Consider the following 14193-nt stretch of genomic DNA (forward strand, 5'->3'; position numbering starts at 1 on the left):
CATCGAAGCCCTGGCGAGTTGGCAGCATCACTACAACTGGCATCGGGCTCATAGTGCCATCGGCGGCATTGCGCCGATGGCGAGACTTCCCCCGTCGAGAAACAACCTCTTGACGCTTCACAGCTAGTCCGCGTAACCGGGATTGCGTCGATCGAGCCGGCGCAGCAGGCCGGGCCAGACGAGCGCCCCGGCGCCCATCCCGCGCGTCACGGCAGCGATCTGCTGCTTGATGCCGTCGAGAATCGGTTGCGCGATCGGCAACAGCGCCGAGCCGCCCGCCTGTGCACGGACCTGTATCATGCAGGCCGCTTCGAAGAAGTACATCGCGACGAACGCGTCTGCCGGCGTCGCGCCGACGGTCAGCAGGCCGTGGTTGCGCAGCATCAGGTTCGTGTTGGCGCCGAGGTCGTGCACGAGGCGCGCCTTCTCGCCCTCGTTGAGCGCAATGCCCTCGTAGTCGTGATAGCCGAGCGACGCCAGCACGCCGAGCGACTGCTGCGAGAGCGGCAGCAAGCCCCCTTCCTGCGCCGACACGGCGACGCCGTTGATCGAATGCGTATGCATCACGCACAGCGCGTCGTCGCGGGCCGCATGCACCGCGCTGTGGATCGTGAAGCCGGCCGGGTTGATCTCGTAAGGTGATTCGGACACCTTGCGTCCGTCGAGATCGACCTTCATCAGCGACGATGCCGTGATCTCGTCGAACATCATGCCGTACGGGTTGATCAGGAAGTGGTGTTCCGGGCCGGGCACACGTGCGGAAATGTGGGTGAACACGAGATCGTCCCAGCCGAACAGCGCGGTGAGGCGGTAAGCCGCCGCCAGGTTGACTCGCGCATCCCATTCGGTGGGGGAAACTGCCTGCTTCACGCTGACATCGGATGAGGCCACGTCGACACTCCTTGTTCAAGGATGGATGCGTACCGGGCCGCACGATGCGGCCCGGCCTGGGGATTGTGTCACCCCGCGCGGGGCTTCGCGAGCTGGTCGGCAACCGGCAGGCTGCGGATGCGCGTGCCGGTCGCCGCGAAGATCGCATTGGTCAGCGCCGGCGCAACGGGCGGCAGGCCCGGCTCGCCCACGCCGCCGAGCGGGGTCGCAAAATCGTCCGGTGCGACGAGGTGCACACGGATTTCGCGCGGCGCCTCGTTCATGCGCAGCACCTGGAAGCCGTTGAAGTTGGTCTGCTCCGGATGGCCGTCCTTGAATGTGATCTCGCCGTGCAGCGCGATGCCGAGCCCCATCACCACCGCGCCCTCGAGCTGCGAGCGTACCCGCTCCGGATTGACCTGCGGCCCGCAGTCGATCGCGATGTCGACCCGCGGCACCGTGATCTTGCCGTCGGCATCGACCTGCACCTCGCACACCGCCGCCGTGTACGACACGAAGCTGCGATGCGCGGCGATCCCGAGCCCGTGCCCCAACGGCCGCTTGCGCCCCCAGCCGGCCTCGCGCGCGACCGTCTCGACCACGCGCCGCAGCCGGCCGGTATCGACCGGATACAGCGCCGGATCCTCGCCGTAGTTCACGTTCTTCACCGTGATGTGCGGCTCGAATCGCCGCGCAGGCCCGATCAGTTCGAGCAGGAAATCCTTCGGGTCGCGACCGGCCGCATGCGCCAGCTCCGACACGAAGCTCTGGATCCCGAACGCATGCGGGATGTTGTAGACCGAACGGAACCAGCCGATCCGCGTATGCGCTTGCGCAGCCGGATTTTCGATTCGCACGTTCGGAATCGCGAACGGCAGGTCCGCAATCCCCTGCGCGAGCTCGCCCGGCTGCTCATGCACGACGCCGGCCCGGAACGTCGACTGGATCGACGGTGCGACCGTGCGATGCTGCCACGCGACCACTTTCCCCGATGCATCGATCCCGCCCTCGAACGCCTCGAGCGACACCGCGTGGAAATAGTCGTGCGCGATGTCGTCCTCGCGCGTGAACGTCAGCTTGACGGGCGCGCCGACCGCCTTCGACAGCAGCGCCGCCTCCACCACGTAGTCGGGCTTCGACTTGCGGCCGAAACCGCCGCCGAGCAGCGTCACGTTGACCGTCACACGCTCCGTCGGCAACCCGAGCGCTTTCGCGACCTCGTCGCGCGTGGTCTGCGGCGCCTGTGTGCAGGTCCACACGTCGCAGCGGCCGTCCGCCGCACGCGCAACGGCCGCAGGCGGCTCCATCGTCGCGTGCGCGAGATGCGGGATGTAGTAAGTCGCACGCACGCGCTTCGCGGCACCGGCCAGCGCCGCCGCTGCATCGCCATCGTTGCGGATCACGTCGCCCGGTTGCGCGGCAGCCGCTTCGAGCGTCTTGCGATAGGCGGCCGAGTCGTAGTTCGCGTTGGCCCCGCGCTTCCAGTCGATCTTCAACTGTGCGCGCGCCTGGATCGCCGTCCACGTATCGTGCGCGACGACGGCCACGCCGCCGAGCGGCTGGAAACCGGACGGCAGCGGCGTCGGCGCGAGTTGCACGACCTTGACGACACCCGGCAGCTTCTCCGCCGCCGATGCGTCGAACGACGCCACCGTATCTCCGTAGGCCGGCGGGCGCGCGACGACCGCATACAGCATCCCGTCGAGCCGCGTGTCGATCCCGTAGTGCGCGCGGCCGCCGACGATATCGCGCCCGTCGATCAGCGCCGTTTCGCCCTTGCCGATATAGCGGAATTCGGCCGGCGCTTTCAGCGCCACCGTTGCCGGATCCGGTGCCGGCAGCGCGGCCGCTTTCGCCGCCAGTTCGCCGAAGCCGAGCTTGCGCCCACTCTTCGTGTCGACGACCTCATGCACCGTCGCCTTGACCTGACGCGCATCGACACCCCACGCCGCGGCAGCCGCCTGTTCGAGCATCGTGCGCGCGGCTGCGCCCGCGCGGCGCAGCGCGGCGAAACTCTGGCGCAGGCTGCGCGATCCGTCGGTGTTCTGGTTGCCGTAGCGCGACTCGTCGCCGACGGCCTGCGCGACCTTCACGCGTGCCCAGTCGGCACCCAGCTCGTCCGCCACCACGAGCGCGACGCTCGTGCGCACGCCCTGCCCCATCTCGGAGCGGATGCAGGTCACGGTGACGGTGCCGTCCGGCGCGATCGCGACGAACAGGTGCGGATCGTCGCGCAACCCGTGTGGCATCCCTGCGCCGCCATACTGCGGATTCGCGCTGATGGGCGGCTGCACCGGCACGGCTGCGCGCGCGAGCGACGGCACGCCGAACGCGAGCAGCAGCCCACCGGATGCGAAGCCGAGCAGCAGCGCGCGGCGGCTTTCGTTATGGACGGAGAGGTCGGGCGCGCTCATGCGGCACCTCCGCGGCGCACGGCCAGGCGGATTGCCGCGCGAATGCGTGTATAGGTGCCGCAGCGGCAGATGTTGCCGGACATCGCATCGTCGATGTCGGCGTCGGTCGGATGGGGATTCGTCTTCAGCAACGACGCGGCCTGCATGATCTGCCCGGACTGGCAGTAGCCGCACTGCGCGACGTTCAGTTCCTGCCAGGCCTGCTGCAACGGATGATCGAGGTCGGTCGACAGTCCCTCGATCGTCGTCACGCGCTTGCCGGAAGCCGCCGCGACCGGGGTGATGCACGACCGGATGGCGACACCGTCGAGGTGTACGGTGCACGCGCCGCACAGTGCCATGCCACAGCCGAACTTGGTGCCGGTGTGGCCGAGGACATCGCGCAGATACCAGAGCAACGGCATGTCGGGATTGCCGTCGAAGTGCTGCTCGCTACCGTTGACGGTCAGCGTGATCATCGTTCACCTCCTGGTCGAGGCGCCCGCATCGCACCACGGGTGCCGGGTGGGGATTCGAGCGACAGCGGAGGCGCTCTGCTGCGCCGGCCCGGTGCCGTCTTGTGGACTGCTCCGCCGGCAGGACCAGCGGTCAATGCGTGGTTATCGGTGCGGGTGGCCGGGGATGGCTGTCGGGCCTGCGATCCGGATTGATCGCGGACACGCCCCCGCCCCGGATTCTGCCCCACGCAAACCGTCACCCAGGCAACGCGAGCATGTCGGGACTGCCAGAAACGGCGACTCGGATCGCGGCACCTGCGTGCCATGTTCCGCCCCGGCGGCTTCGACATTGCTCAGCGGAGCCAGAATCGTATGCGGAATGGCTCGGGCTCCAACTCTAACTGATGTGCGGCAGTTTTGCGCCGACCGGACGTGACCGGACGTCTCGGCGCTGACGTGGCAATCCGGGGGAACCGTTGAGGGAGAATCGGTGACGCATGACGTGCGTCATGCGGACGGGACCGACTGACGAGCCGGTCCCCGCGAGCGGCGCGACGGGGACGCGAGGCAGCCGCTCCACCCACGCGGGACGGCGTGCGTGCCCACGGGAGTCGAGCACCACGCCCGGACGGGAATTCCCGCGAATCGATGCGCGACGGGTTTGCGGCGATGCTTCGTTACATCCGGACCACGTCCGCGACGGCCTTCTTGTGGTCCTTGAAGCGATAGATCGTGATCGCGGCATGCTTCAGGTCGCCGCGCGAATCGAACGCGATCGGCCCGGTCACGCCGTCATACTGCGTGGCGGGCATCGCCGCGAGCACTTTCGCCCGATCCGTCGACCCGGCACGCTTGATCGCATCGTAGATGACGTACACGGCATCGTACGCAAACGGCGCGTACGCATCGATCTGCGCGTTGTAGCGGGCCACGTACCGATTGTTGAAATCCTGCCCTTTCGGCATCTTCGACAGTGCAAGGCCGGCCTCCGAACAGACCAGGTTGTCGATCGCGTCGCCCGCCAGCCCGATCATCTTGTCGGTGCAAGCCCCGTCCCCGCCCAGCACGCGCGCCCGAATCCCCAGATTCGCCGCCTGCTTCACCAGCGGGCCGGCCGTCGCGTCCGAGCCGCCGTACATGATCACGTCGGGCTGCAGGCCCTTGATCTTGGTGAGGATCGCGCGAAAGTCGATCGCCTTGTCGTTCGTTGCCTCTCGCGTGACGACCTGGGCCCCCGACGCCTTTGCCGCCTTCTCGAATTCGTTCGCGAGCCCCTGGCCGTACGCGGTCGAATCGTCGATGACGGCCACGCGCTTTGCCCCGAGCGTCGCGATCGCGTATCGCGCCAGCGCCGGCCCCTGCATCGCGTCCGTCGCGACCAGGCGATAGGTCGTCCGATACCCCTGCTGCGTGAACACCGGATTCGTCGAACCCTGCGATATCTGCGTGACGTGCGCGTCGTTGTAGATCCGGGACGCCGGAATGGACACGCCCGAATTGATGTCGCCGACCACCGCGACGACGCCATCGTCCACCAGCTTCTGCGCGACCTGCGTGCCGGTACGCGGATCGGCCGCGTCGTCCTGCGAATCGAGCTGGAAGCGCACCGGTTTGCCGCCGACGACCGGCTGGCGGCTGTTGATTTCATCGATGGCAAGACGCGCGGCATTCTCGCTGTCCTTGCCCATGTTCGCCAGTTGCCCGGTGAGCGGCGCGGCATGCCCGATGAGCACGACGGATGGAGTGTCCGCGCGGGCCTGCATGCTTGCCGCGACCAGCACGACGGTTGCGCCGACGAGCGGCATGCGGGGAGAGATAGGCTTCACTGGCGGCTCCGTGATCGAAGTGAACGAACGCTGCAACCGCCCTGATTCCCGACCGGGCGACTGCATGCGACCCAGTGTTCAATCGCCGAAATTCCGCGTCCAACGACAAATTCCGTTCGCCGCCGACAAATAAAACTTATCGCGGCGCATGGCACGCGCGGCCCGGCCGTCGACCCGCGCGCTGCAACGAAAGCGCCCTCGCTCGCCCGGATTTTCCCGAGTAAACCACGAGACTTTTCTGCCACGACGGCCGGCGCGCCGCGCTAAACTGCCGCTCACCCCGCAAAAATTGGGTCACGCGACATGAACGTGCGTTTTCTCGAGACCTTCGTCTGGTTGGCCCGTCTGCGCAACTTCCGCCTGACCGCCGAACGCATGCACGCGACCCAGGCGGCGATATCGAGCCGCATTTCCGCACTCGAACAGGAAATGGGCGTGCGGCTGTTCGACCGCGGGTCGCGTGAAGTCACGCTGACCCAGGTCGGCACGAAAGCGCTCCCCTTCGCGGAACAGATACTCAAGCTGAACCAGCTGATGCTCGACAGCGTCGGCGACCGCTCGAAGATTTCCGGGTTGCTGAGGCTCGGCGCCGTGGAATCGATCATTCACACGTGGCTGCCCGAACTCCTGAAGCGCGTACGCGACGAATATCCGAATCTCACCATCGAACTGACCGGCGACACCTCGTCGCATCTCGTTGCCCAGTTGGCCAGCGGCCACATCGACGTGGCACTGCAGACCACCGTGACGACCGGCACGGAGACGTCGAGCATTGCGCTCGGCAGCTTGCCGATGTGCTGGATCGCCAGCCCGTCCCTCAACATTTCGGACGAGGCGCTGTCGGAAGCGGAGCTCGCCGCCTTTCCGATCATCGGGTTCGCGCGCCACTCGCTGCCGCATACGTTCCTGGTCGACCTGTTCGAATCGGTCGGCGAGCCGACTGCCCAGATCAACTGCATGTCGTCGGTCGCCGCCATCATCCACATGGTGATCGACGGCTTCGGCATTGCCGTATTGCCGAGCGCCTTCGTGATGAAGGAGCTGGCCGATGCCAGGCTGCAGATGCTGAAAGTGACTCACCGCGTGCCGGCCCTGCCGCTGATCGCCGCCTACAGGCGCAACCCCGACAGCCTGCTGCCCGAGTCGATCGCCCGGCTCGCGCTCGCCGTCATGCTCGACTTCGCGCTCGTGAACGGACCGCAATTCGCGCTGCTTCCGGAAACCGTCAACGCGCCCCCTTCAAACACCTGATCCCGACGACACCCCTCTGCGCCATGCCGACCATTCCGATTCAGCCGCTCACCTCGGACGCCTGCTCTCCGTACGGCACGATGCTGGGCAAACCGCCGAGAACCGATGGCGATACGCCCGTGTTCGTCAGTCCGCCGTCCGATTTCTGGCGCGAACACCTGTTCGACCCGGGCACGCCGGACCCGGCGGAAATTCTGTGGGTCCGCTATCGCAATCGCGACATGAGCGTCAGCACGCTCGAAGCACACGACCTGACCGAGCAGGCGATCGTCCCGCTGACGGGTTCGATCGTTCATGTCGTCGCCCGTTCGATGCCGGACGGCGCGCCCGACCTGTCGACGATGCGTGCGTTCCGCATCGACCCCGGGCAGGGGCTCGTGATGCACCCGCGCACGTGGCATGCGACGCGCGTGGAGCAGCCCGAGGTCACCTGCCTGATGTTGACGCGCGCATCGACGACCCGCGACCTGGTCGCGCATCTGCGCACCGGCGCGCCGGCATGCGAAAGCCGGATAGGCGCGATCGAAACGCACCGTCTCGATTGAGTCCGGCGTCGTCCGTCTCGCGCCACCGTGCCGGATGAATCACGAATGAAACACCGTCGGCTTCACCGGGTGTTGAAGCCGAGCGCAGGTGCTTCATGCAATCGCACGTTCAACGCGACCTCAACGCCTGCAACCCCAGCGTGAGCGGGTTGAACGGCATCTCCGACGCCCCCATCGAAAAGCTCGTCGCCTTCGACGGTACCCCCGGATTGCGCATCAGCGCGTGAACGATCCGCTCGCTCGCATGACCGTCGCCATACGGATTGCTCGCGCGCGCCATTTCCCCGTACGCGCTCTCGCTGTCGAACAGCCGTGACGCCTCCCACACGATCCGCTCCTGATCGGTGCCGACGAGCCGCGCGGTGCCCGCCTGGATCGCCTCCGGCCGCTCCGTCGTCTCGCGCGTGACCAGTACCGGCTTGCCCAGCGCCGGCCCTTCTTCCTGAATGCCGCCCGAATCGGTGATGATGAAATGTGCTCTCGACATCAGGAATACGAACGACAGATACTCCTGAGGCTCGATCAGGTAGATGTTCGACAGGTGGCCGAGCCGTGCGCGCGCCGGCTCCCGCACGTTCGGATTCATGTGCAGCGGATAGACGAACTGCGCGTCGCGATAGCGATTCGCGAGCGTGCACAGTGCGTCGCAGAAATTCTGGAACGGTTCGCCGAAACTTTCTCGTCGATGCCCGGTGATCAGCACCACGCGCCGCGACGGTTCGAGAAACGGAAACTGTTCGGCGACCTTTTCCGTCAGCGCACCGGTGCAGTCCAGCATGCGCTTGACCTCGTGCAGCGCATCGATCACGGTGTTGCCCGTCAGCACGACCGCCCCGCCCGGTACGCCCTCGCTGAGCAGGTTGTCGCGTGCCTGCCCGGTCGGCGCGAAATGCCACGACGACACCGCGTCGGTCACGCGTCGGTTCAACTCCTCCGGCCACGGCGACCAGATGTCGCCGCTGCGCAAGCCGGCCTCGACGTGCCCGACAGGCAAATAGCGATAGAACGCGGCAAGACTGACCGCAAGCGTGGTCGTCGTATCGCCGTGTACCAGCACGACGTCCGGACGCAATTCGTCGAAGACGATGCCGATTGCCTGCAGAATGCCGGTCGTCACGTCGGTCAACGTCTGGCTTTGGCGCATCACGTTGAGATCGTAGTCGGGCTTGATGTCGAATAGCGTCAGCACCTGATCGAGCATTTCGCGATGCTGAGCGGTCACGCATACCCTGGCGTCGACACCCGCTTGCGCCTTCAATGCACGCACCAGCGGTGCCATCTTGATGGCCTCAGGCCGAGTCCCGAACACAAGCAAAATCTTCTTCATCGTTATCCTCGTTGAGCCATTTCGCGCTGAATGACCCTGCTCGTGGCGCGAAGCATGTATTCAGGCGGCACCTCCCGTACTCGCACGCGGTCGACACGTTGCGGTGTCGCGGAGCGAGCGCGCCGCCCGGTTCGCGCGGTCTACGCCACGCGAATCGTCGTACTACCGGCGTCCCGTTGCACTTGATCGGTCACGTCATGAGTCGTTCCTCGCTTGGCCAGGCGTCACGTCTGTTCGTCACGTCTTTTCCTCTACAGCAATATTCAAACCAGCCGCCCTGCGACCGTGCCCGGTTCACCCTGCATGCCCCGCGCACACGCGGTGCGCGACGGAATGTTTCACAACTGCTACGCGTGTCTCAGCGCCAATCAGGCGCGATACAGGCAAACATCGGGGCAGTCGCACGCCCCCTTCGACGACGTCGTCCGACGAATCTCGCACTCCTGTCGAGCGTCCATTGCGCATCGGATCGCTCGCATCTGTCGAAGCGCGTTGCGCTTCCTTGATCCGCTCCTTTTGTCAGTGCAGCCGGCCGCACGATCGAACGCGTGGCCACGGTCGTGCGCGAGGGATTAACCCGACACGCAACGTCATTCACGTCGCACGAATCAACGAGGCGGGAAATGTTGCGAATGTGTAACGCGGGTCCGGAACGGGGTGGTTGCATCGGAGTCCGGCTCATGCAGCGCACGCGCTCTCATGGAACGCTCAGGCAATCCAGCCGATGCACACGCAACGAACGACGCGCTGCGCATCTCCGCGCAGTGTCGTGCAGCCAAGGCGGCACAGGTTCGGCAGACAATTCGCTCGACGCACGACGCGTGCGGTCTGCAACGCCGATCGCGCGCGGGCATTCGGCCTGCGCGCACGCTGATTCTTCGATGAATCAAAATTCGCCGCCGTGGTTCGCGCCACGCGCCCACCCTCCACCCCCGCCCCTTGCTGCGCGCGGCATCGCGGCCGATGGCTCACGCCTTGCTTAATGACAGTCAGGCGTACCCCGAAGCACTCGCCCGGCAGCGGACGAACGGGAGCGCCCAGGCAACACAACAGGAAGGAAACGCGACGCGTCCGCCTGGAGCGAAAGACCAGCGATCCAGCGCGCCGAACGTGCCGACGTGTCCTGTTGAAGTACGCGCGATCTACGAGCCTGGTTCCGGCTCCGAAGTAGAGAACCGGCCCGTGAACGCAACAGCCTCGGGTTCACCCTCGCCACGGTGAACCGAGCCACAACGTCGACACGCTCGCCGGGCGCGACGCGGCCAACGCCGCGCCCGGCGACGATTGCACAGGACCGCCGCGCAGGAGCCCAAGACCATGAATCGGCCCGCGCTTTGCCCGACCGTACGCTCGCGCGTAGCGGCCACCGTCGCGCTGTGTCGCCGGTGGCACGTCGCCTGCTGTATCGCTGCGTGCGGTTTCGCGCTGCACGCGAGCGCTGCCGAACTCCGCCTCAACGGGCTGTACCAACGCGCCGATGGCGCGATCACCGTGCGCCTGAACGGCGTCGGCATCGACCCGTATTTCGCGGCGAAGGCGCTGCTCGCCGCATCCGACGCGCAACTCGACGCCCGTCAGGCCGCACTCGCCTGGATCGCATGGTTGCTGCCGCGCCAGCGCCCGGATGGCAGCTTCGATCGCTACTGCGTGAAGAACGGCCGCTACCGCGCATGTGCCGACGCGGAAACCGACGACGCGATGATGGCGACCTGGATCGAATTGCTCGCCCGCTTCGCGCCGCCCGACGGCTTGCCCGCGGCGTGGGAGCTCAGCCTGAACCGCGCCGGCGTGCATCTGGACACGCTGCTCGACAAGCCCTCCGGCGTCTATCAGATCTCGTCGTCGCTGCATGTCGCATTGCTGATGGACAACGTCGAAGTACACAGCGCGTTCCAGGCCCTCGCGGCGTACTACGTCCGGCGCGCCGACTACACGCATGCGGGACCGTGGAGCCAGCGTGCCGACCGGCTGGCATCCGCGATCCTGAAGGTCTTCTGGCGCGGCACCGAATCCGGCTTTCGCGCCAGCACGCAGCAGGTCAGCGATACGAGCTTCTATCCGGCGAAGATCGCGCAGATTCTCCCGCTCCTGTCCGGTATTCAGGTACCCGAACAATCCGGCGAGACGATCTACGCGCAGTGGATGCGGAAGTACGGCAAGAGCTGGCCGCAACTCGCCGACACCGACTATCCGTGGAGCTTGATCGGGCTGGTCGCGCTCAAGATGAACGATTGGGGCACGGTTGCCTGCTGGAAGGCCCGGTCGGGCCCATACCGGCACGGCGCACACTGGAACGTACTGGAGGAGTCGCTTTATCTGGCATTCGAAAGCCGGATGGCCGACCCCGTCATACCCGCTCGATGCGGATTCACGACGGCGGCGGCAACGGCGACCGCATCGCGCTGACGCAACGGTGCGCGCGGTCCATGATGACTAACAGGGAGGTGACGTGTCATGTGTGGCATCGTCGGCGCGGTCGCGCAACGGGACATCGTCCCGATTCTGATTGAAGGTTTGCGTCGCCTCGAGTATCGCGGCTACGATTCATGCGGCGTGGCGACGGTCGTCGACGGCCAGGCGCGTCGCGAACGCAGCGTATCGCGCGTCGCCGATCTCGACGCGCACGTGCGCACCGCCGGCCTGACCGGCAGCACCGGCATCGCGCACACGCGCTGGGCGACACACGGCGCGCCGGCAACCTGCAACGCGCATCCGATCTTCTCGCGCGATGAAATCGCGCTCGTGCACAACGGCATCATCGAAAACCACGAAACGTTGCGCAAGCAACTTTCCGACGAGCACTACGAATTCGATGGCCAGACCGACACCGAGGTCGTCGCGCACCTGATCCACAGCAAGTACCGCGGCGACCTGCTCGCCGCCGTGCGCGCGGCAACTTCACAGCTTCACGGCGCGTACGCGATCGCCGTGTTCAGCAAGCACGAGCCGCAACGGCTGATCGGCGCGAAGGTCGGCTCACCGCTCGTCGTCGGCGTGAAGGACGGCGAATGCTTTCTTGCGTCCGACGCGCTCGCGCTCGCCGGCATCACCGACCGCTTCATCTTTCTCGAGGAAGGCGACATCGTCGAGTTGACGCCGGGCGGCGTGCGCGTACTCGATCGCGGCGGCGCACCGGTCGAGCGCGCGATACAAACCATTTCCTCCGCGCAGGCCGCGGTCGAACTCGGGCCGTACCGGCATTTCATGCAGAAGGAGATTTTCGAGCAACCGGAGGCCGTGGCCGCGACCATCCCCGATGCGGGGCTGTTCGATCCGGCCGTATTCGGCCCGGACGCCGCACGGGCGTTCGAGCAGATCGACAACGTGCTGATTCTCGCGTGCGGCACGAGTCACTATTCCGGCCTGACCGCGCGCCGCTGGCTCGAAACGATCGCGCGCGTGCCCGCGCAGGTCGAGATTGCGAGCGAATACCGTTACAGCGACGCGCTCGCGATGCCGAATACGCTGGTGGTGAGCGTGTCGCAATCCGGCGAGACCGCCGACACGCTCGCCGCGCTCAAGTACGCGCAGGCGCTCGGCCATATCGACACCTTGGCGATCTGCAACGTGCCGACCAGCGCGATGATGCGGCAGACCGGCCTGCGCTTCCTGACCCGGGCCGGCCCGGAAATCGGCGTCGCGTCCACCAAGGCGTTCACGACGCAGCTCGTCGCGCTGTTCATTCTCGCCGTCACGCTTGGCCGGCTGCGCGGCTACGTCGACGATGCGCAGCTTGCGCGCTACACGATGCAACTGCGGCGGCTGCCTGGCGCGCTCGAGGATGTGCTCGGGCTCGAACCGCAGATCGAGCGCTGGGCGGCGGAGTTCTCGCAGCACGAGAACGCGCTGTTTCTCGGGCGCGGGCTGCACTACCCGATCGCGCTGGAAGGCGCATTGAAGCTGAAGGAGATTTCGTATATCCACGCGGAGGCGTATCCCGCGGGTGAGCTGAAACATGGGCCGCTCGCGCTCGTGACGCACACGATGCCCGTGGCGACGATTGCGCCGAACGACGCGCTGCTCGAAAAGCTGAAGTCGAATATGCAGGAAGTGCGGGCGCGCGGCGGGCAGCTTTATGTGTTCGCCGATGCCGATACGCGGATCGACAACAGCGAAGGCGTGTCGGTGCTGCGGATGCCCGATTACTACGGGTTGTTGTCGCCGATCCTGCATGTGGTGCCGTTGCAGTTGCTCGCGTATCACGCGGCGTGTTTGCGTGGCGCGGATATCGACAAGCCGAGGAATCTGGCGAAATCGGTGACGGTCGAGTGACGGGGTTGGGTAACCCGGGGCGGACTGGTGAAGGTCTTCGAGGGATTTAACTGGCCCGCCCTACACGATTCGAACGTGTGACCTACGGCTTAGAAGGCCGTTGCTCTATCCAACTGAGCTAAGGGCGGTCGAGGAGAAAAGACACGGCTGACACGGACCGCATTTGCCGCAAGGCATCGAGCAACGACAAAACCATCCCACTCGAAGCCCCGAAACAAAACGGGCCCGGCATGAAGCCGAGCCCGAAATTATACCCGATCATCGCGCCACATCACGCGAGCCGGCCAACCCAGCATCAAACCGGCTGCGGATGCAGCATGAACCAGCCGAGGCAGAACACACCGGCAATCACGCAATACACGCCGAACGAAGCCAGCCGGCCGCGCCCTTCGAAATAGCGCATCAGGAACCGTACGCTCAGGTACGCGGCGATTGCCGTCAGCACGCCGCCGAGCAGCGCATCGGCGAGCTGGTCGCGCGCATGGAACAGCTTCGGCAGCTCGAGCACACCCGCCGCGAAGATGATCGGCGTACCGAGCAGGAACGAGAATTCCGCGGCCTTCTCCGCCGTCAGCCCCGCTGCATTGCCGGCGATCATCGTCAGCCCGCTGCGCGAAAACCCCGGAATCAGCGCGCCGATCTGCGCGAGACCCACGAAGAACGCCTGCTTGAACGTCATCTTCTCGGGCGCCTGATGCGCGCGGCTGCGCTGGATGCGATCGCCGAGCCACAGCAGCACGCCGTTCACGATCAGCGCGATCGCGACGATCCGCAGGTCGTGGAACACGCGTTCGATGCGCTTCTCGAGGAGCAGCCCGACGATGCCGGTCGGGATCGTCCCGATGATGAGCGCCCACATCAGGTGCCCGTCGTCGTTCTTGCGGCCGCCGAGCTGCGCGAAGAAGCCGCCGATCAGCGCGACCCAGCGTGCGCGGAAATACCACAGCAGCGCCAGCGCGGTGCCGAGGTGCAGCGCGACGAGGAACGGCAGCAGTTGCGGTGCGTGCTTGTCGATGTGCATGCCGAACAGCGCCGGCACGAGCAGCGTATGGCCAAGGCTGCTGACGGGGAAGAGTTCGGTGACGCCCTGCAGGACGCTCAGGAATACCAGAAACCAGAGACTCACGCGTCGGTCCTTTTAGTGAAGATTGAGCGGGAAGAAAAGCGGACGACGCGATGCGCGTCCGAAAAAAAACGCGCCCCGATTATGCCGAGCCAGGATTACTGCGCCAAGGCATTTGGCTGGATATT

General features: G+C 66.0%; 10 protein-coding genes, 1 tRNA gene and 1 pseudogene. 5 read left to right on the forward strand and 7 right to left on the reverse strand.

Annotation, left to right across the window (positions count from 1 at the left end; genetic code table 11):
- Window positions 1-127, forward strand: a pseudogene (locus tag G3O00_RS07560) (IS481 family transposase); the annotation flags it as partial.
- Here the strand turns inward: G3O00_RS07560 and G3O00_RS07565 are convergent.
- From G3O00_RS07565 to G3O00_RS07580, 4 genes are all read right to left on the reverse strand, one after another.
- On the reverse strand, window positions 124-891 hold the full coding sequence (locus G3O00_RS07565; protein WP_206142611.1) for a class II aldolase/adducin family protein: 768 nt from the start codon (window positions 889-891) through the stop codon (window positions 124-126). The pseudogene G3O00_RS07560 and the gene G3O00_RS07565 overlap by 4 nt on opposite strands.
- A 68-nt stretch (window positions 892-959) precedes the next feature.
- On the reverse strand, window positions 960-3284 hold the full coding sequence (locus G3O00_RS07570; RefSeq protein WP_206142612.1) for a molybdopterin cofactor-binding domain-containing protein: 2325 nt from the start codon (window positions 3282-3284) through the stop codon (window positions 960-962).
- On the reverse strand, window positions 3281-3742 hold the full coding sequence (locus tag G3O00_RS07575; RefSeq protein WP_011351636.1) for a (2Fe-2S)-binding protein: 462 nt from the start codon (window positions 3740-3742) through the stop codon (window positions 3281-3283). The genes G3O00_RS07570 and G3O00_RS07575 overlap by 4 nt, the downstream gene beginning before the upstream one ends.
- A 656-nt stretch (window positions 3743-4398) precedes the next feature.
- Window positions 4399-5484 (reverse strand): branched-chain amino acid ABC transporter substrate-binding protein, encoded by a 1086-nt coding sequence (locus G3O00_RS07580; protein WP_241025024.1) that lies wholly within the window; start codon window positions 5482-5484, stop codon window positions 4399-4401.
- Window positions 5485-5850: 366 nt separating this feature from the next.
- On the opposite strand from G3O00_RS07580, the gene G3O00_RS07585 reads away from it, so the two are divergent.
- On the forward strand, window positions 5851-6798 hold the full coding sequence (locus tag G3O00_RS07585) for a LysR family transcriptional regulator (RefSeq protein WP_206142614.1): 948 nt from the start codon (window positions 5851-5853) through the stop codon (window positions 6796-6798).
- A gap of 23 nt (window positions 6799-6821) precedes the next feature.
- Window positions 6822-7343: an ureidoglycolate lyase gene (locus G3O00_RS07590; RefSeq protein WP_206142615.1), complete on the forward strand. Its 522-nt coding sequence runs from the start codon at window positions 6822-6824 to the stop codon at window positions 7341-7343.
- 109 nt (window positions 7344-7452) lie between these two features.
- Here G3O00_RS07590 and wecB read toward each other — a convergent pair whose 3' ends face one another.
- Window positions 7453-8670 (reverse strand): UDP-N-acetylglucosamine 2-epimerase (non-hydrolyzing), encoded by a 1218-nt coding sequence (wecB, locus tag G3O00_RS07595; RefSeq protein ID WP_206142616.1) that lies wholly within the window; start codon window positions 8668-8670, stop codon window positions 7453-7455.
- Between the two features lie 1317 nt (window positions 8671-9987).
- On the opposite strand from wecB, the gene G3O00_RS07600 reads away from it, so the two are divergent.
- Window positions 9988-11076: a hypothetical protein gene (locus G3O00_RS07600; RefSeq protein ID WP_174935369.1), complete on the forward strand. Its 1089-nt coding sequence runs from the start codon at window positions 9988-9990 to the stop codon at window positions 11074-11076.
- A 48-nt stretch (window positions 11077-11124) separates the two neighbouring features.
- On the forward strand, window positions 11125-12942 hold the full coding sequence (gene glmS, locus G3O00_RS07605; RefSeq protein WP_206142617.1) for a glutamine--fructose-6-phosphate transaminase (isomerizing): 1818 nt from the start codon (window positions 11125-11127) through the stop codon (window positions 12940-12942).
- 51 nt (window positions 12943-12993) lie between these two features.
- Here the strand turns inward: glmS and G3O00_RS07610 are convergent.
- Together G3O00_RS07610 and G3O00_RS07615 are read right to left on the reverse strand one after the other, a co-directional pair.
- A tRNA-Arg gene (locus G3O00_RS07610) sits at window positions 12994-13070 on the reverse strand.
- Window positions 13071-13237: 167 nt separating this feature from the next.
- Window positions 13238-14068, reverse strand: a complete 831-nt coding sequence (locus tag G3O00_RS07615; RefSeq protein WP_011351628.1) for an undecaprenyl-diphosphate phosphatase — start codon at window positions 14066-14068, stop codon at window positions 13238-13240.
- Between the last annotated feature and the right edge of the window lie 125 nt (window positions 14069-14193).

This window comes from Burkholderia sp. Ac-20384, from assembly GCF_017104605.1.
In the GTDB taxonomy this organism is placed as follows: Bacteria; Pseudomonadota; Gammaproteobacteria; order Burkholderiales; family Burkholderiaceae; genus Burkholderia; species Burkholderia lata.